General features: G+C 63.2%; 16 protein-coding genes. 13 read left to right on the plus strand and 3 right to left on the minus strand.

The features are described 5' to 3' along the window. Nucleotides 1-79 precede the first annotated feature (79 nt). The 5 genes from ACNOHI_RS15930 to ACNOHI_RS15950 all read left to right on the plus strand — a co-directional run bounded on the left by ACNOHI_RS15930 (nt 80) and on the right by ACNOHI_RS15950 (nt 4,709). Nucleotides 80-1,216, plus strand: coding sequence for a DNA topoisomerase IB (locus tag ACNOHI_RS15930; protein ID WP_420475663.1), 1,137 nt, complete (start codon nt 80-82; stop codon nt 1,214-1,216). Between the two features lie 44 nt (nt 1,217-1,260). After that, nucleotides 1,261-1,563, plus strand: a complete 303-nt coding sequence (locus ACNOHI_RS15935; RefSeq protein WP_420475664.1) for an antibiotic biosynthesis monooxygenase family protein — start codon at nt 1,261-1,263, stop codon at nt 1,561-1,563. A gap of 206 nt (nt 1,564-1,769) precedes the next feature. After that, nucleotides 1,770-2,342 (plus strand): hypothetical protein, encoded by a 573-nt coding sequence (locus tag ACNOHI_RS15940; protein ID WP_420475665.1) that lies wholly within the window; start codon nt 1,770-1,772, stop codon nt 2,340-2,342. 151 nt (nt 2,343-2,493) lie between these two features. Beyond that, nucleotides 2,494-3,543, plus strand: a complete 1,050-nt coding sequence (locus ACNOHI_RS15945; protein ID WP_420475666.1) for an SRPBCC family protein — start codon at nt 2,494-2,496, stop codon at nt 3,541-3,543. Further along, a complete protein-coding gene (locus tag ACNOHI_RS15950; RefSeq protein WP_420475667.1) occupies nt 3,540-4,709 on the plus strand; it encodes a zinc-dependent alcohol dehydrogenase in 1,170 nt (389 codons plus the stop codon). Before ACNOHI_RS15945 ends, ACNOHI_RS15950 begins: the two co-directional genes overlap by 4 nt. Here the strand turns inward: ACNOHI_RS15950 and ACNOHI_RS15955 are convergent. Continuing rightward, nucleotides 4,687-4,977 carry a hypothetical protein gene (locus ACNOHI_RS15955; protein ID WP_420475668.1) on the minus strand — a complete coding sequence of 97 codons (291 nt, stop codon included), beginning with the start codon at nt 4,975-4,977 and terminating at the stop codon, nt 4,687-4,689. The two genes, ACNOHI_RS15950 and ACNOHI_RS15955, sit on opposite strands and share 23 nt — an antisense overlap. 227 nt (nt 4,978-5,204) lie before the next feature. Next, the gene (locus tag ACNOHI_RS15960) at nt 5,205-6,389 is read right to left on the minus strand and encodes a hypothetical protein (protein ID WP_420475669.1); all 1,185 of its coding nucleotides are present in this window, start codon (nt 6,387-6,389) and stop codon (nt 5,205-5,207) included. A gap of 293 nt (nt 6,390-6,682) precedes the next feature. Here ACNOHI_RS15960 and ACNOHI_RS15965 point away from each other — a divergent pair, with 293 nt between their 5' ends. The 8 genes from ACNOHI_RS15965 to ACNOHI_RS16000 all read left to right on the plus strand — a co-directional run bounded on the left by ACNOHI_RS15965 (nt 6,683) and on the right by ACNOHI_RS16000 (nt 16,635). Next, entirely contained in the window at nt 6,683-7,747 is a 1,065-nt protein-coding gene (locus ACNOHI_RS15965) for a MerR family transcriptional regulator (RefSeq protein WP_420475670.1), read from the plus strand. Then, complete coding sequence (locus ACNOHI_RS15970) at nt 7,744-9,024, plus strand: MFS transporter (RefSeq protein ID WP_420475671.1); 1,281 nt, start codon at nt 7,744-7,746, stop codon at nt 9,022-9,024. The genes ACNOHI_RS15965 and ACNOHI_RS15970 overlap by 4 nt, the downstream gene beginning before the upstream one ends. Before the next feature lie 176 nt (nt 9,025-9,200). Then, entirely contained in the window at nt 9,201-11,261 is a 2,061-nt protein-coding gene (locus ACNOHI_RS15975; RefSeq protein WP_420475672.1) for a putative bifunctional diguanylate cyclase/phosphodiesterase, read from the plus strand. Nucleotides 11,262-11,694: 433 nt separating this feature from the next. Then, nucleotides 11,695-12,627 carry a protoglobin domain-containing protein gene (locus ACNOHI_RS15980; RefSeq protein WP_420475673.1) on the plus strand — a complete coding sequence of 311 codons (933 nt, stop codon included), beginning with the start codon at nt 11,695-11,697 and terminating at the stop codon, nt 12,625-12,627. A 9-nt stretch (nt 12,628-12,636) separates the two neighbouring features. Further along, entirely contained in the window at nt 12,637-13,014 is a 378-nt protein-coding gene (locus ACNOHI_RS15985; protein ID WP_420475674.1) for an STAS domain-containing protein, read from the plus strand. Continuing rightward, nucleotides 12,995-13,408 (plus strand): anti-sigma regulatory factor, encoded by a 414-nt coding sequence (locus tag ACNOHI_RS15990; protein ID WP_420475675.1) that lies wholly within the window; start codon nt 12,995-12,997, stop codon nt 13,406-13,408. Before ACNOHI_RS15985 ends, ACNOHI_RS15990 begins: the two co-directional genes overlap by 20 nt. A gap of 3 nt (nt 13,409-13,411) precedes the next feature. Beyond that, nucleotides 13,412-14,050 (plus strand): SpoIIE family protein phosphatase, encoded by a 639-nt coding sequence (locus ACNOHI_RS15995; protein WP_420475676.1) that lies wholly within the window; start codon nt 13,412-13,414, stop codon nt 14,048-14,050. Beyond that, entirely contained in the window at nt 14,008-16,635 is a 2,628-nt protein-coding gene (locus ACNOHI_RS16000) for an EAL domain-containing protein (protein ID WP_420475677.1), read from the plus strand. The genes ACNOHI_RS15995 and ACNOHI_RS16000 overlap by 43 nt, the downstream gene beginning before the upstream one ends. Here ACNOHI_RS16000 and ACNOHI_RS16005 read toward each other — a convergent pair. Next, the gene (locus tag ACNOHI_RS16005) at nt 16,632-17,423 is read right to left on the minus strand and encodes a helix-turn-helix domain-containing protein (RefSeq protein WP_420475792.1); all 792 of its coding nucleotides are present in this window, start codon (nt 17,421-17,423) and stop codon (nt 16,632-16,634) included. The genes ACNOHI_RS16000 and ACNOHI_RS16005 overlap by 4 nt on opposite strands. Nucleotides 17,424-17,435 lie beyond the last annotated feature (12 nt).

The raw sequence follows: 17,435 nt of genomic DNA on the forward strand, positions 1-17,435 counted from the left end.
CGATTCGACGATACGTTGACACGGCTCATAACTTGCGCTGATCCAGCATCTACAGTCGTTCTACCCTCCCGGAGAACGCATGAAGAACACGCCGGACAGCTCGCCCGCGACGGCGGACGATGCGGTCGCTACCGCCAGACAGGTTGGCCTGCGCTACGTGGGCGATGACAGTCCGGGCATTGCGCGCGTGCCCGAGAAGGACGGCTTCCAGTACACCGGCCCCGATGGCAAGCGTGTGCGCGACGAAGCAACGCTGGCGCGCATCAAGGCGCTGGCGATTCCGCCCGCATGGACCGATGTCTGGATCTGCCCCTGGGCGAACGGACACATCCAGGCCACCGGGCGCGACGCCAAACGCCGCAAGCAGTACCGGTATCACGCCCGCTGGCGCAGCGTGCGCGACGAGGCGAAGTACGAGCGCATGCTCAGCTTCGGCAAGGCGCTGCCGCTGATCCGCCAGCGCGTCGACGAAGCGCTCAAGCTGCCGGGGCTGCCGCGTGAAAAGGTGCTGGCCACCATCGTCTACCTGCTCGAGGCGACGATGATGCGTATCGGGAACGAGGAATATGCGCGGCAGAACAAATCCTTCGGATTGACCACTTTGCGCGACCGGCACGTGCGCATCGATGGCAGCGCGGTCGAATTCCGCTTCCGCGGCAAGAGTGGGGTGCAGCATTCGATCAAGGTCGACGACCCGCGCCTTGCCCGCATCATCCGCCGCACCCGCGACCTGCCGGGCCAGGAGCTGTTCCAGTACGTGGATGACGACGGCGAACAGCGCAGCGTGGGATCGGCCGACGTCAACGACTACCTGCGCGAGATCACCGGCGAGGACTACACGGCGAAGGACTTCCGCACCTGGTCGGGCACAGTGCTGGCGGCGCTCGCGCTGCAGGAATACGAGAAATTCGATTCGGAAGCGCAGGCGAAGAAGAATGTCGTGCGCGCCATCGAATCGGTGGCCGAGCGGCTCGGCAATACCCCGAGCATCTGCCGCAAGTGCTATGTGCATCCGGCCGTGATCGAGTCCTACCTCGACGGCACCATGGTCAACGCCATGCAGCAACGGGCCCGCGAGGAACTGGTGCAGGAGCTGCAGGCGCTGGGCGCGGAAGAGGCGGCCGTGCTGGCCCTGCTGCAGGAGCGGCTGGCGCAGGCGGCGAAGGACGGCGCGGGCAAGGAGAAGAAGGGCGGCAAGGCGAAGCGTGCAGCATAGCCTTCATGGGATAATCAATGCCCCCTTCATTCACTGGAAACAACATGATCCTCGAACTCGCCGACATCCGCATCCAGCCGGGCAAGCAGGCTGAATTCGACGCCGCTATCCAGCGCGGGGTCGAACAGGTCATCGCCAAGGCAAAGGGCTTCCGCGGTTACAAGGTCAACAAGGGCATCGAGTCGCCCGAGCGTTACCTGCTGCAGATTTTCTGGGAGACCCTCGAAAACCATACCGTCGATTTCCGTCAGTCGCCGGCCTTCGCCGAATGGCGTGGCATCGTCGGCCCGTATTTCGCCTTGCCGCCGGTGGTCGAGCACTTTACCCTGCTGGCCAAGTCGGACTGAAAGGGCGGCGGAACCTGTCGGCTGTCGTCCTACGGCAGGGCTGTGCCAGGGCGGCCAGGCAGTCCGGTTCCGCGGCGGTGGCTGGGCGGGAAACCGCGCCACGGCTGGGGATTGCAGTATTTCAATTCATTCTGCATCATGCGGTGATATGATCTTGGATCAGGCATCCCCGCCCATCTGCCCATGTTCCGTGAGGTCGAACAAGAATGTCTTTCAACGTTGACGCAGTTACACTGACGCTCATCGCCGTCCTGGTCGCGCTCATCATCGGCATTCTTGCCTACCTCAGCGCAGCCAAGGCCAAGGCCGCCCGCGCCAAGCGTCACGCGACCCTCATCCGCAACACCATCATCGACTACTTCCGCCGCAGCGGCGTCGAAGTGTCGGCCGACGCCACCAGCTTCGACAACAGCGGCCGCTATACCGCGATCGTCGAGTCGGAGCCGATGAAGCGCTTCCGCCTGTCCCACATCATCGAAATGACCCTGCGCGAGCACGTGCGCAAATCCTGCGGCCTGGAACTGGACAAGATCTACTGGCGCTTCCCGATCAAGGACGCGACCCAGGCAGTCACCGTGCCGCGCGACGGCGAAGCCAAGCCGGCAGAGAACGGCGCGGCGGAGCAGAAGCCGGAAGAGCACGCCGACGACTACATCAACGAAGGCCTCGAAAACTATCGCCACATTCCCAAGCCGGAAGTGACCGAACTGTCCTGGGAAACCTTTGAGCAGTTTGCCACGCTGAGCCGCGAGAACAAGGACCAGCAGCCCGGCCAGTAAGCCGGATCCCGGCTGGCAACGATTCCGCTGCACACATTTTCAGCAATCAACACCCTTCGCCCGCCGCCGTCCGGCGGGAACTCCCCCTCCGATAAGTCTGACTAACTTGACCATACGGGCCAGGCCCGGACGTCAGCAATGGAGGAAGACCATGCAAGACCAGGCACCACGCCCGTCGGAGACGGGCCAGGCGGGGGACGCCTTACCCGACATCAATACCAGTCCCGCCGCCAACGTCCCCCCCGGCTACGACCAGCAAGCCACTCCCTCCTTCGATACCTTTTACCGTTCCCCCAAAGCCGACCGCGCCGAGCAGCTCGCCAAAGCCCTCGGCTGGTTCAGCATCGGCCTCGGCCTGGCACAGCTGTTTGCGCCGCGCGGGGTATCGCGCACGATCGGCGTGCAGGACAGTCCGAAACTGATGCGGTCGCTGGGGGCGCGCGAGATTGCCGCCGGCGTCGGCATCCTCAGTCAGCGCCGCCCTGCGAACTGGTTGTGGTCGCGGGTGGCCGGCGATGCCATGGACCTGGCGCTGCTCGGCGTCGCCGCGCGTTCTCCGCGCAACATGCGCAATCGCATCGGCTGGGCGACCGCCGCTGTGGCCGGGGTTGCCGTGCTCGACCTGCTATCGAGCATCGACAACACCCAGCGCAAGCAGATGGGCCAGGGGCCGACCGTGACGGGTGAGGTGCGGCTCGAAAAGAGCATCACCATCAACTTCTCGCCGGAGGAGTGCTACCGCTTCTGGCATGACTTCGCGAGCTTCCCGCGCTTCATGAAGCACCTCGAGTCGGTGGAGATCACCGGCGACAACCGCATGCACTGGAAGGCGAAGGGCCCCGCCGGCAGCACGGTCGAATGGGATGCGGAACTGGTGGCCGACGAACCGGGGCGGCATCTCGCGTGGCGCTCGCTGGAAGGTTCGCAGGTCGACAACGAAGGCGTGGTCCGCTTCGAACCGGCCCCCGGCGGGCGCGGCACCATCGTGCGCGTGCTGATGAGCTACAAGCCCCCGGGCGGCCTTGCCGGCGCATTGGTGGCGAAGATGTTCGGCGAGGAGCCGTCGCAGCAGATCGATGAAGACCTGCGCCGATTCAAGTGGCTGATCGAGACCGGCGAGATTCCGACGACGATCGGCCAGCCGTCGGGTGAACGCGGCGCGATCACTCGCACGCTTTTCAGGAAAGGACTACCGGGATGAGAGCGACAGTCTGGCATGGCAAGAAAGACGTGCGGGTCGATAACGTGCCTGATCCGCAGATCCTCAATCCGCGCGATGCGATCGTGAAGATCTCGTCGACCGCGATCTGCGGCTCCGACCTGCATCTGTACAACGGCTTCGTGCCCGGCATGGAAAAGGGCGACATCCTCGGCCATGAATTCATGGGCGAGATCGTCGAATTGGGCAAGGCGGTCACCAACCTGAAGATCGGCGACCGCGTCGTGATCCCCTTCCCGATCGCCTGCGGCAACTGCTTCTTCTGCCACGAGAAGCTGTATTCCGTGTGCGAGAACTCGAACCCGAACGCGGCGCTGGCGGAGAAGATGTGGGGGCACTCGCCCTCGGGCATCTTCGGCTATTCGCACATGACAGGCGGGTATGCGGGCGGCCAGGCCGAATATGCCCGCGTGCCATACGCCGACGTGGGCGCGTTCAAGATCCCGAATGGCATGACCGATGAGCAGGTGCTGTTCCTGTCCGACATCCTGCCGACGGGCTACATGGCGGCCGAGGCCTGCGAGATCAAACCCGGCTCCGTGGTGGCGGTATGGGGTTGCGGGCCGGTGGGCCAGTTCGCGATCCAGAGCGCCTACCTGCTTGGCGCGGAAAAGGTGATCGGCATCGACCGCTTCCCGGAGCGCCTGCGCATGGCGCGCGAGAAGTCCAAGGCGATTACGCTGGACTACGAAGAAGTGGATGTGGCGAGCGCGCTGAAGGAATTGACCGGCGGACGCGGGCCGGATGCCTGCATCGATGCTGTCGGCATGGAAGCGCACGGCATGGGATTACTGGGCGCTTATGACCGCGTGAAGCAGGCGCTGGCGGCGGAAACGGACCGGCCGGTCGCATTGCGCCAGGCGCTGATGGCGTGCCGCAACGGCGGTGTCGTATCGATTCCCGGCGTGTATGGCGGCTTCCTCGACAAGGTGCCGTTCGGTTCGGTGATGAACCGCTCACTGACCATCAAGACCGGCCAGACGCACGTGCATCGTTACATGCAGCCGTTGCTGGAGCGCATCCAGCGCGGCGAAATCGATCCATCCGTGGTGATCACGCATCGCCTGTCGTTGCATGATGCGGCGTATGGCTACGACATCTTCTGCAACAAGCAGGACGACTGCATCAAGATCGTACTGAAACCGTAGCGTTACCCGCGCGCTTGCCGCCGACCAGCCACTGCTTCAGTTTGCGCACGGCGGCGGTGAGCAGTGTGCCTGCGGCAAACAGCAGTACCAGCGCGCCGGTCAGCGTGGCGAAGAACGCCAGCGTCACGAGCGACACGATGGCCGTGCCGGCAATCTTCCATTTCCAGCCGCGGCCGAGCATCATGCGCATCGCCTCGCCCGCTGCCTGACGCTTTCCACTCTGCGGCGACGGTGCGTCGACCACTTCCCATTCCACTCTTTCCGTCATTTCCTTCTCCCGGGCACGATGCTCCTGAAAACGTGCATCCTACAGGATGCCGCGCCATTAAAAAATCGAAGAAATCATGTTGCTTACTTCGAAAAATCAGGAGATCTGCCCATATCGGCTTATCTATCGGACAAGCCGTCCTGAAGCAAATTCCCGCAGGATGGCGGCGCGGCGGAAAATTGTTGGAATGAAGGAGGCAATGCGTGCGAGAGCGCATTGCCAACCTGTCAAGGCGTGTTCGCGGTGCCCGGCTCCCCGGTCTTGCCGGCGACAAGGGTCACGTCGCCGCCCTGAGTGACGCGGCTCACGGTATGGCTGGAGACGTCGGTCACGTAGAGGATGCCCGCGCCGTCCATCGCGATACCGTTGAGCGACTGGAAATCCGTGCCCGTCGCAACGGCCGTAATAACCCCCGTTGCGCTGACCCGCCGGACGCTGCGCATCGCCGCCACGAAGACATTGCCGCTGCCATCGGTCGTAATTGCAAAGGTATCCATGAAGGCGCCCGGCCCGGTTTCACCATTCAAGGTGCCCGCCATGGTACTGACCGCCCCATCCGCACCGATGCGCCGGATGAAGGTGCTCCCTTCCGGAATATTCGGCGCCGGCGGGCCGAACCAGTCGGTCAGGTAGAGATTGCCGCCCGCATCGATCGCAATGCCCATGGGGCCGAGGAAGGTGGCGGTGGCTGCAGATCCGTCGGCACGCCCGCGCATGCCGCGCGTTCCGGCAAAGGTACTGACCGCGCCGGCCGGCGTGATCCGCCGCACGAGTACGTTCTCGGTATCGGCGACGAACACGTTCCCTGCCGCATCCACCGCAATGCCCCAGGGCCGGCGGAAGCGCGCCGCACTACCCGTGCCGTCGGCATCCCCCAATTCGCCCGCCACGCCGGCGAGCGTCGTCACCACGCCGAGCGGCGAGATCTTCCGGATCGCGCTGTTATCCACGGCGTAGACATTCCCTCCGCTATCCACGGCAAGGCCTTTCAGCGCGGAGAAGCGCGCTGCGGCACCGGCGCCATCGTTGCTGCCGCTGATGCCCGCCGTGCCGGCCAACGTGGTGACAGCGCCGGAAGGCGCGATCTTGCGAATGGTATGGTTGGCCGAATCCGCGACATACAGGTTTCCGCTGCTGTCGCGAGCGAGTCCGAGCGGCTGGTTGAAGCGGGCCTGCGTTGCATCCGGCGGCAGGGCCGAGCCCGGTGCCGGTGTCTGCGGTGTCTGGGGCGTGCCGCCGGCGGGCGGCGTTGTCGGTGAAGCGGGGCTTTCCTGGCCTGTGTTCGTGGAAGGGGCCGCAGGCTGTGGCTGTGCCGCCTGCGGCTGCCCGCTGCCCGTGCTCGTATCCGTTGTTCCTGTCGTTCCCGCCTGGGGAGCGGCGCTGCCGCCGCCACCGCCGCATGCGGCAACCAATACGCAAAGAAGTCCTGCCGTGATTCGACTGCCGAGAGTTACTTGTAACACGTGCCACCTCAAACTTGATGATGCTCCCTGATAGGCGAAGCCCTGAACAGGCTTTCAGGTTTTGACCCATCATCACCGACGGGGTGTGGTGTGCATTTGATAAAAGTCAGCGCAAGGAGGCGCATGGGCAAGAGTGTTGTATTTCGGGAGAAAGCATGGCCACGCCACTGTTGCCCGCCCTTGACCCTCACGCAGCGTCAGGCTTTACAGTACGTCCTGTATTCAAGAAGGGGACATTTTCCATGCTGCTGAAAATCGGCGAACTCGCGAAGCGCACCGGCCTGACCGTCCGCACGCTGCACCATTACGACGACGTCGGGTTGCTGCGGCCGTCCGCGCGCTCGGATGCCGGCTACCGTCTCTACAACCGCAACGACATCGAGCGCCTGCACCGCATCCAGGCCCTGCGCCGCATGGACCTGTCGCTGGCCGAGATTGCCTCGCTGCTGGAAAACGACAGCGCCGGCCTGCAACAGGTGATCGAACAGCAGATCGCGCTGCTCGACCGCCAGGCCGAGCGCACGATCCAGCTGCGCGACCGCCTGAAGCTCCTGCTGGAACGCATCGCGCATAACGTCGAACCCGACCTGCCCGACTGGCTCGTCACGCTGGAGATGATGGCGATGTACGACAAGTATTTCACCGGCGACGAGGTGGCAAAGCTGCGCGCGCTGAAGGCGAAGGAAAACAGCGCGTTTCAAACCGAATCGATGGCCCTCGTCGCGCGCATCCGCTCCTTGCTCGACAACAATGTCCCGCCGGAAAGTGAAGAAGTGCAGGCGCTGTCGACCCCCTGGATGGCGCTCGCGCATCGCCGCATGGATGGCGACGCGCGCCTGATCCTCAAACTCGACGCGCTCCATCGCAACGAGCCCGTTGCGCAGGCGCTGACCGGCGTGGACGGCGAGCTGATCGATTACATGGCAAGGGCATCGGTCGCCTATCGCATGAAGGTTTACAGCAAATACCTCAGCGAAGCGGAGATGCGTCCGATGCGCGCCAATTTCATGGAGCACCGGCTGCGCTTCCTCGACCTCGCGGCGGAACTGGCGTCGCTGATGGAGCGCGATACCGATCCGCGCAGCCCGCAGGGGCAGGATGCCTGTGCCCGCTGGCTGGATGCGAGCGTTGCCGTATGGGGCGACGACCCGGAGGTGCACAGGAAGGTGCAGGCCGCGCACCTGAACGAACCCGACCTCCTCGTGGGAACCGGCATCCACCCCGCGATGCTTGCCTTCCTCGATGCCGGCATCACCCACCTTCTCGCGGCGCGCGGCAGGGCAAACACGATCAAGGAAAAATCATGAACGACCATCACTCCCCACGCGGCACGCCGCTCTTGCGCGATCGCAATTTCGCCTGGCTGTCGGCCGGCTCGCTGATCTCCATGATCGGCGACCAGTTCACGCTGATCGCGCTGCCATGGCTGGTCCTGAAAATGACCGGCGATCCGCTGGTGCTCGGCACGGTGCTCGCGGTCACCAGCATCCCGCGCGCGCTCTTCATCCTGGTTGGCGGCGCCCTGGTCGACCGTCACTCTCCGAGGCAAGTGCTGATGCTGACCAAAGTCATCAACACCGTGCTGCTTGCCGTGCTTGCCGCGCTCGTCTTCACCGGCCGTCTCAGCCTGCCGATGGTGTACGGGCTGGCGTTCGCCATCGGCCTGTCGACCGCGTTCAGCATTCCCGCCGCCACGTCCATCATGCCGCATGTCGTGGCGCGCGAGCACCTGCAGCGCGCCAACGGCATGATGATGGGCTTGCGCCAGCTGTCGTTCTTCCTCGGACCGCTGCTCGCCGGCGGACTGATCGCCCTGTTCGGCGGGAAGGCCGGCGCGGTCGAAGACGCACAAGGACTGGGTGTGGCATTCGGACTGGACGCGTTCAGCTTTGCGCTCTCCGCCTGGACGCTGTCCCGTGTCGCCGTGCGCCCCCGCCAGGACGCCGCACCGGCTCACCCGGCGTCGGTCTGGAAGTCCGTCGCCGATGGCTTGTCGTATTGCTGGAACAACCGCAACCTGCGTACCTGCTTTGCCTACTGGGCCGCGATTGCCCTGTTCATCACCGGGCCGGTGCACGTCGCGGTGCCGGTGCTGGCCGACCACCTGGGCGACAGCGCCGCGGCACTCGGCCTGCTGGCTGGCGCACACGGAGCGGGAACGCTGCTCGGGATGGTCGTCAACGGACTTCGCCCCAACCTGCGTTTCGGCAGTTTCGGCACGACGCTGCTGGTGATCGATGGCGTGATCGGTTTTCTGTTCATGCCGCTTGGCGGAATGGCGGCAACGTGGCAGGCCGGCCTGCTGCTGCTGGTCATCGGTATGCTGAGCGGCATCGTGCAGGTCAAGGTGTACACCTGGCTGCAGCAGGCCGCCGCCCCCGCCCTGCTGGGCAGGACCATGGCGCTGTTCATGTTCATCTTCCTGGGCATTGCGCCACTGTCTTCGGCGCTGACCGGCTTGCTCATGCGCGAGATCACGCTGCCGCAATTGTTTGCCGGTTGCGGCGCCTTGCTGGTGATCATTGTGGCCGCGACGTTCGGGCTCACCGGGATGCGCACCATCAGCGATGTCCGCCCCGCCTGAATGCCTGTAGGACCAACACCGGGCGACGGAAGGGGCCGCCTTCCGCGTCCGGTGTTGCGTTCGCCGCGCGTTTTGCGTTTCTCCTGCGAAATGCCAGACAGACGAGGATAAATATGCTCTACTGATGCCTTGAATCAACATTCTCGCCGCCGGCAACACCCATGCTGGATAATCTTTTGACAAGACTCGCGGCCTCCGACGCCAGCGAGGATCTGTTTCGAAAGCTGTTTCACAAGCACAGTTCGATCATGCTGCTGATCGATCCGGCGACGGGCGTCATTGCCGATGCCAACCTCGCCGCCGCCGCGTTCTATCAATACGACGAGAGCGTGCTGCGCGGGATGAAGGTCAGCGAGATCAACATCCAGCCCGAGAACGAAGTGCGCGAGGAAATGCGGCGCGCACTGCATGAGCAGCGCAACTACTTTATCTTCTACCATCGCCTGGCCAGCGGCGACGTGCGCACGGTCGAAGTGCATTCCTCCGCGATCGAATTCAAAGGCAAGTCCCTGCTGTTCTCGATCGTGTTCGACGTCACCAAGCGCAAGCAGGCGGAAGATTCGCTGCAGCTGGCGTCCATGGTCTACCAGAACAGCAGCGAAGCGATGTCGGTGGTGGACGGCAACGGCGACATCATCAACATCAATCCGGCCTTCACCGAGATCACCGGCTACCAGCCGGACGACGTCGTGGGCCGGAACATCCGGTTGCTCAATTCCGAGCGCGAGAAGCCGGAAGCCTATGCCAGCCTCTGGTCGGCGCTCGCCACCGGCGGACGCTGGCAGGGCGAACTGTGGGCGCGCCGCAAGGACGGCACGGATTTCCTGCGCTGGCTGTCGGTGAACACCATCTACAACCCCGACGGCAGCGTGCAGTGCCGCGTCGGACTGTTCTCGGACATCACGCGCAAGCGCGAGACCGATGAACTGATCTGGCGTCAGGCGAATTTCGACGCGCTGACCGGACTGCCCAACCGCAGCATGTTCCATGACCGGCTGGAACAGTCGATCAAGAAGGCGCACCGTGCCGAACAGCAATTCGCGCTGCTGTTCCTCGACCTCGACTACTTCAAGGAAGTCAACGACACGCTGGGGCACGGCATGGGCGACCGGCTATTGCAGGTGGCGGCGGAACGCGTGAGCGCCTGCGTGCGGGACTCCGACACCGTGGCGCGACTGGGCGGCGACGAGTTCACCGTGATCCTCGGCGAGCTGTGCGACACCGCCAACGTTGAACGGGCCGTGCACAGCATCCTGCAGACGCTCGCCGAACCCTTCCAGCTCGGCACCGAGCAGGTCTATATCTCCGCCAGCATCGGCATCACCTTCTATCCCGACGACGGCACCGAAATCGACACGCTGCTCAAGAATGCCGACCAGGCGATGTATGCCGCCAAGGCCCAGGGCCGCAACCGCTACAGCTACTTCACCGCCTCGATGCAGCAGGCGGCGCAGGCGCGCAAGCGGCTGGTGAGCGACCTGCGGGCGGCGCTCAACGAAAAGCAGTTCTGCGTGCATTACCAGCCCATCGTCGACCTGGCCAGCGGCGAAGTCCGCAAGGCGGAGGCGCTGGTGCGATGGCTGCATCCGGTGCGCGGCCCGGTCAGCCCGGCGGAATTCATTCCGCTGGCGGAAGAAACCGGCATGATCGTCGACCTCGGCGAGTGGATGTTTCGGGAAGCGGCGCGCCAGACGGCCCGATGGCGCAAGGCATTCCACCCGAACTTCCAGATCAGCGTCAACGTCTCGCCAGTGCAGTTCCAGAACGAGGGGCTCGACATGAAGGCCTGGCTGGAATTCCTCGGCACGCTGCACCTTCCCGGACAGAGCGTGGCCGTGGAGATCACGGAAGGCCTGCTCATGGATGCCTCGGCCTCCGTGAGTGAACAGTTGCTGCAGTTCCGCGACCATGGCGTGCAGGTGGCGCTCGACGATTTCGGCACCGGTTACTCCTCGCTTGCCTACCTGAAAAAATTCGACATCGATTACCTCAAGATCGACCAGGCCTTCGTCCGCAACCTGGCACCGGGGTCGGACGACCTTGCCTTGTGCGAGGCCATCATCGTCATGGCGCACAAGCTGGGGATCAAGGTAATTGCCGAAGGTGTGGAAACCGAAGAGCAGCGCCAGCTGCTGCTCCAGAGTAAATGCGATTTCGGCCAGGGCTACCTGTTCTCCCGGCCGGTCGATGGGCAGGCGTTCGAGCAATTCCTGTCCGCATACCGCGCACGTTCCTGAAGCGTTCCAGCAAAAAAAAGCCGCCGGCACGGGCCGGCGGCTGAAACCCCATACCGATGGTGATGGAGAAGAGACACGCGTCGATAGTAGCGCCGCAGGTTTCTCCAAACCATTGGGAATAGTACGGATTCGGAAATCACGTATTGAATTGCGCTCGCTCAGAGCAACGAACGAAGCGCAATCGTCCCGGAAACTATGCAGCCCGGCATGGTGTCAAAAATCGAGCTTCCAGCATAGCTTGCCGGCTTCCATGCTCCCGGAGAATGCGCAGGATGTGCGATCGTCGCATCAGCGGTCGAGGCAGGCGAACAGGTGGATCCTTACAGCAATAACGCTGTCCATCCTCCCGCTTCAGGCTAATTCCTAACAAGAACGGAGTCGAGACATACTCATGGATGCGCCAGCCAAGCACAGGAAAGAGCGTTCGAGCCTATTGAATACCTTGAATATCGATGCGGAAGAAATCGATAGCCGCAAGCGATTCCTGCAGTTTCACGACGACGACGCGGAGCGCCTGAAGAGCATCGGCGGCCTTGCCGACCGTTATGCCGATGAAGTGATCGAGGAGTTTTACCGTCATCTGCTTTCCTTCGAGGAAACGCGTGTATTCCTCAGCGACCCGGAGGTGCTCGCACGCGTAAAGAATGCGCAGAAGAATTATTTCCTTCGCTTGACGGAAGGCAATTACGGGCCGGACTACATCGAGAACCGCCTGCGGGTGGGCAGCGCACATGAGCGTATCTCGTTGCCCATCAAGGCTTACCTGGGGATGTACAACTTCTACCTGCGCTCCGTGTTCAACCGCCTGAATGAAACCTACCAGGACGAGCCCCAGCGCGCCATCGACATCTTCGTCTCGCTGATGAAGCTGACCTTCCTCGACATCGGCCTGGCGATCGATACCTATATCAGCTCACGGGAACGGACGATCGGCCAGCAGCAGGACGCGATCAAGGAATTGTCGACGCCGGTGCTGCCCTTCCGCGAAGGCATCCTGTTGCTGCCGGTGATCGGCATGATCGACTCCTTCCGCGCCAGCCAGTTGACCGAACAACTGCTGCATTCGATTCGTGACACGCGTGCGAAGGTGGTGGTGGTCGACATCACTGGCGTGCCCTATGTGGACTCGCGCGTGGCAAGCCATCTCGTGCAGACGGTCGAGGCGGCGCGCCTGATGGGTTCAAAAGTGATCGTCTCCGGCGTGTCGCCGGAGATTGCCCTGACCATGGTCACGCTGGGCATCGACCTGGGCAGGATCGAAACCGTGGGCGACATGCAAAGCGGACTGGAGCTGGCGGAAAAGATAAGCGGATACAAGATGGTGCGTGTCGACCCCGAGCGTGACCTTGATTTCAGGAATGAATAAGGGCGCGCCATGCCGGTACCCATCCTCAAGCAGGAGCATTTCCTCATCGCGTCGATCCAGGACGAACTCAGCGATGAAGAGCTTGTGCTGCTGCGCGACCAGCTGGTCAACAAGGTGCGGCAGTTCCGTTCGCGCGCGGTGCTGATCGACGTAACCGTGCTCGATATCATGGATTCGTTTGCCGCGCGCACGCTGCGCTCTATCGCGCACATGACCAAGCTGCTGGGGGCTGAGACCGTCGTCGTCGGCATCCAGCCCGACGTTGCGCTGTCGATGGTGCAACTGGGACTGACGCTGGAAGGTATCGTGGTGGCGATGGACCTGGAGGACGGATTGTGCATGCTGCGAAGGCGCGAGGGGCAGAAGCATGCTGCAACCAAGCAATGAAGACACGGTCATGCCGCTGCGCAGCGATGTCGATGTGCTGAAGGCGCGCAAATTTGGCAAGGAGCTTGCGTCTTCATTGCATTTCTCCAACAGCGAACGCACGATCATTGCCACGGCGATTTCCGAAATCGCGCGCAATACGGTGCTGTATGCGAAATCGGGAAGCATGCACCTGAAGCTCATTCGCAACGGACTCAAGCGCGGCCTGCTGATCGTCGCCAGCGATGAGGGCCCGGGCATCCCCGATCTCAAGCTGGCGATGCAGGACGGGTACACGACCTCACGCGGGCTCGGGATTGGCCTCCCGGGCGCCAAGCGCCTGATGGACGAATTCGACATCGTGTCCGAGGTCGGCAAGGGCACGGTCATCACCATGAAGAAGTGGGAGCGATGAGCGATGACCGCCCCCGCATCGGAGCCGTTGGTGAATTACTGGGTTGCAGAACGGCCGATTCCGGGGCAGAACGAGTCGGGCGATCAATTCCTGGTCGCGCATTATCCCGGCGGCGTCCTGGTCGCGGTCGTCGATGGTCTCGGGCATGGCGACCTGGCGAGCCTGGCGGCGAAGCAGGCTGTGGCCACGCTTGCCGCACAGCCGGATGATCCCGTCCAGGTCCTGATGCAGCGTTGCCATGAGGCCCTGAGAAAAACGCGCGGAGCCGTGGTCACCCTGGCTTCCTTTGAGGCGAGCAGCGAGTCCATGACCTGGCTGGCCGTGGGCAATGTGGAAGCGGTGCTGCGGCGGAGCAGCAAGCCGCGCGGCAAGTCGATCGCAATCCTGCCGCGCGGCGGCATCGTCGGCGACCGCCTGCCACCCCTGAATCCTGCCACGCTGGCCGTTTTTCCAGGAGATCTGTTGCTGCTCGCGACCGACGGCATTGCCAGCAATTTCCTGCGCGAAGTCGATCGCATGGAACAACCACGGCAACTCATCAATCATATATTTGCGCAGCACGCGAAGAATACGGACGATGCCTTGATACTGGGGGTGCAATGGACAAACGGAAGCAGGGCGTCGACCTGTGGCGCCCCGTAATTCCGCATGACAATGCTGGCGCGTCGCCAGATTTGCGCACCGTGGACGACCCGGTGTCCACGGGCTTCATGCCGTCCTTTCATTTCGAGTACGGCACGGCACTTCTCGATTACCTCCACGGCCGTTCCGACGAAGGCGCGTTGCAGCATGCCTATGAACTCGGGCGCAAGGCCGCCGTCAGCCGCCTCAGCATCCTTGACCTGCATGGCGCACATCACGACACGCTGCTCGGATTCGCCGCCGAGACGCGCCCGGCGTCCGAGCATGAGACCGCCTCTTTCCTGACGCGCGCCGCGGAATTTCTCGACCAGGCGATGGCCCCGTTCGAGATGATGCATCGCGGATACGTGGAGTCGGTGGCGCAACTGCGGGAAATGAACGAGGTGCTCAAGCACCATGCGGACGCGCTGCACCAGAGCGAAGAGCGGATGCGTCTCTTCATCAAGCACAATCCCGCCGCGGTGGCAATGCTGGACAAGGAAATGCGCTACCTGCTCGTGAGCCCGCGCTGGCATGCCGACTATCGACTCGGCGACAGGGACATTATCGGCCTGTCGCATTACGACGTCTTTCCGGAAACGCCGGCGGCCTGGCGCGATATTTACGACCGTTGCCTTGCCGGTGCCATCGACAAGCGCGACGAGGCGCAGTTCACGCGCGCGGACGGCACGCTTGATTCGGTGCGCTGGGAGATTCATCCCTGGTATACGGCGCAGGGCGAGATCGGCGGCATCATCATGTTCACGGAGGTGATCACCGAGCGCAAGAACCAGGAAAAGAAAATTGCCCGCCTCAGCCGGATCCAGGCACTCATGAGTGCGACGAATGCGGCCATCGTGCGGATTACCGAACGCAATGCGCTGATGCGCGAAGTGTGCAGGATCTCGGTCGAGCAAGGCAACTTCCGCATGGCCTGGGTCGGTTTCGGCAACAGCCGCGGGGTGTCCGTGTCCTGCATTACCCGTTCGATGGGGCTGAAGGAGCAGGCCGCCTCGGGCGTAATCACGAACAAGGCGCTGGAGGAACAGGCCCTCGTCATGCGGGTCCTGCGTTGCGGCAAGCCGATTGTCTACAACGACATCGCAAAGGCGCGCCGGCTGCGCTACCGCGAAGAATGTCTGCAGAACGGCTTGCGTTCCTTCGCTGTCCTCCCGCTTTGCGCGGCGGGGAAGGCGGTTGGTGTGCTCTGTCTGTATTCCGCCGAACTCCGCTTCTTCGACCGTGAGGAAATGAAACTGCTGAACGAACTCGCGGACGACATTTCGTATGCGCTCAACCACATCGTCAACGAAGAAAAGATCAACTATCTCGCGTACTACAACTCGCTGACGGGCAAACCCAACCGCGACCTGTTCTATGACCGCCTGCGCCGCCAGGTCGAAATCGCGCGGCACGAGGGGCAGGTCCTCGCGGTGCTGCTGGTCGATATCGTGCGCTTCTCGAACGTCAACGACACCTTCGGCCGCCATGTCGGGGACGCCTTGCTGCAGGAGATTGCCGACCGGCTGGATACCAAGATTTCCTCGCACGACACGTTGGCCCATTTCGGCATCGACGTGTTTGCCATCATGCTCGCCGACATCCGCGGGGCGGCGAATGCCGCCCATGTCCTGGAACGCTTGCTGGACGGTTGCTTCGGGCCGGCTTTCCAGATCGACGGCAACGAACTGTATGTCGCCGTGAAGGCCGGAATCACGCTGTACCCGGGTGACGGCGAGGACGGCGACACGCTGGTCAAGAATGCGGAGATCGCCCTGCGCAAGGCGCAGAAATCCGCTGACTCCTATCTCTTCTACCGCCGCGAGATGAACGCCAGCGTCGCCCGCCGCCTCACGCTGGAAAACCGCCTGTACCGCGCGCTGGAGCGCGACGAATTCACGCTGTACTATCAGCCGAAGTTCAACACCGTGAACGGCGACGTGGTTGGACTGGAGTCGTTGCTGCGCTGGAATGACCCCGATGCCGGCCTGACGCTGCCGTCCTCCTTCATCCCTATCCTGGAAGAGACCGGCATGATCCTGCCGGTCGGCCGCTGGATCATGGAGCGTGCCTTGTCGGATTACCGCGACTGGCAGAAGCAGGGACTGGCGCCGGTGCCGATCGCAGTCAACCTGTCGGTCGTCCAGTTGCGTCACCGCGACTTCGTCGATGGACTGACCAGTGTTGGCGCGCAGATTCCGGCCGGCGAACGCGTTCTCGACCTGGAGATCACCGAGAGCATCCTGATGGAAGATCTCGAGCAGAACATTGCCAAGCTCCAGGCGGCGCGCGACATGGGCATGAAGGTCGCGATCGACGATTTCGGCACCGGCTATTCGTCGCTCAGCTACCTGACGCGCCTGCCGATCGACCTGCTCAAGATCGATCGCTCCTTCGTGGTCGACATGAACCAGAGTCCGTCCGGGCTGGCAATTGTCAGCTCCGTCATCTCGCTCGCCCATTCGCTGCAGCTCGGCGTGATCGCCGAGGGCGTGGACGACGGCGAGCAGGCCAAGCTCCTCAAGCTGCTGCGCTGCGACCAGCTGCAGGGCTTCTATTGCAGCGTGCCGCTTCCGCGTGAAGAGGTGGCGAGGCTGCTTTCCTAAGTCAGCTTCCTGAGCGCCTCTGCCGTTGCCGCATCGGCCGGGAAAAACGTTTCCAGCGCGAGTTCCGACAGCGTCACATCGATAGGTGTGCCGAACACCGTCACGGTGCTGATGAAGGACATGACGCCGCCGTCGGTGATGAACTGCAGCGGCACCACCACGCCCGCATACTCATTGCCGCCATGGTGTGGCTTCGCATCGGCCGGCGGCGGATACGCGGACAATTCCTTGAGCAGTTCCACCAGGTCCGGATCCGCGGAGATGCCGATTTGCTGGCGCAGGCGTTCGAACAGGTGCGTGCGCCATTCCCAGTAGTTCGCGATACGCGGTGCAAAGCCCTGCGGATGCAGGCTCAGCCGCAGCACGTTGACCGGTGACGTGAGCAGCGACGGGTCGACGCTGGCGAGGAAGAAGGGAACCGCCTTGTTGTACGCGACCAGGTTCCAGTGGCGGTCGACCGCAAGCGCGGGATAGGGTTCATGCCCGGCAAGCACCAATTCCATCGCACGGCGCGCAGGTTGCAGCACGGGGTCGTCGAGACTGCGCTCGGGGAACAGCGGCGCGAACCCGGCGGCGACCAGCAGCGCATTGCGCTCGCGCAGCGGGATGTCGAGCCGCTCCGCGAGGCGCAGCACCATCTCGCGGCTGGGCGCGGCGCGGCCGGTTTCCATGAAGCTCAGGTGGCGGGTGGAGATCTCGGCTTCGAGCGCAAGGTCGAGCTGGCTCATGCGGCGGCGCTGGCGCCATTCGCGCAGGAAGTCTCCGACAGGTCGGGCGGCATGCATCATGGAGACGATGAT

This window comes from Noviherbaspirillum sp. ST9, assembly GCF_048799745.1.
Taxonomy (GTDB): Bacteria; Pseudomonadota; Gammaproteobacteria; order Burkholderiales; family Burkholderiaceae_D; genus Noviherbaspirillum.

What these genes read in the sequence shown, in the direction of transcription:
- ACNOHI_RS15965 (WP_420475670.1), top strand. Translation starts at nt 6,683, where the DNA reads ATGCTGCTGAAAATCGGCGAACTCGCGAAGCGCACCGGCCTGACCGTC.
- ACNOHI_RS15930 (WP_420475663.1), top strand. Translation starts at nt 80, where the DNA reads ATGAAGAACACGCCGGACAGCTCGCCCGCGACGGCGGACGATGCGGTC.
- ACNOHI_RS15970 (WP_420475671.1), top strand. Translation starts at nt 7,744, where the DNA reads ATGAACGACCATCACTCCCCACGCGGCACGCCGCTCTTGCGCGATCGC.
- ACNOHI_RS15935 (WP_420475664.1), top strand. Translation starts at nt 1,261, where the DNA reads ATGATCCTCGAACTCGCCGACATCCGCATCCAGCCGGGCAAGCAGGCT.
- ACNOHI_RS15955 (WP_420475668.1), bottom strand. Translation starts at nt 4,977, where the DNA reads ATGACGGAAAGAGTGGAATGGGAAGTGGTCGACGCACCGTCGCCGCAG.
- ACNOHI_RS15940 (WP_420475665.1), top strand. Translation starts at nt 1,770, where the DNA reads ATGTCTTTCAACGTTGACGCAGTTACACTGACGCTCATCGCCGTCCTG.
- ACNOHI_RS16005 (WP_420475792.1), bottom strand. Translation starts at nt 17,423, where the DNA reads ATGATGCATGCCGCCCGACCTGTCGGAGACTTCCTGCGCGAATGGCGC.
- ACNOHI_RS15990 (WP_420475675.1), top strand. Translation starts at nt 12,995, where the DNA reads ATGCTGCAACCAAGCAATGAAGACACGGTCATGCCGCTGCGCAGCGAT.
- ACNOHI_RS16000 (WP_420475677.1), top strand. Translation starts at nt 14,008, where the DNA reads ATGGACAAACGGAAGCAGGGCGTCGACCTGTGGCGCCCCGTAATTCCG.
- ACNOHI_RS15950 (WP_420475667.1), top strand. Translation starts at nt 3,540, where the DNA reads ATGAGAGCGACAGTCTGGCATGGCAAGAAAGACGTGCGGGTCGATAAC.
- ACNOHI_RS15945 (WP_420475666.1), top strand. Translation starts at nt 2,494, where the DNA reads ATGCAAGACCAGGCACCACGCCCGTCGGAGACGGGCCAGGCGGGGGAC.
- ACNOHI_RS15995 (WP_420475676.1), top strand. Translation starts at nt 13,412, where the DNA reads ATGACCGCCCCCGCATCGGAGCCGTTGGTGAATTACTGGGTTGCAGAA.
- ACNOHI_RS15985 (WP_420475674.1), top strand. Translation starts at nt 12,637, where the DNA reads ATGCCGGTACCCATCCTCAAGCAGGAGCATTTCCTCATCGCGTCGATC.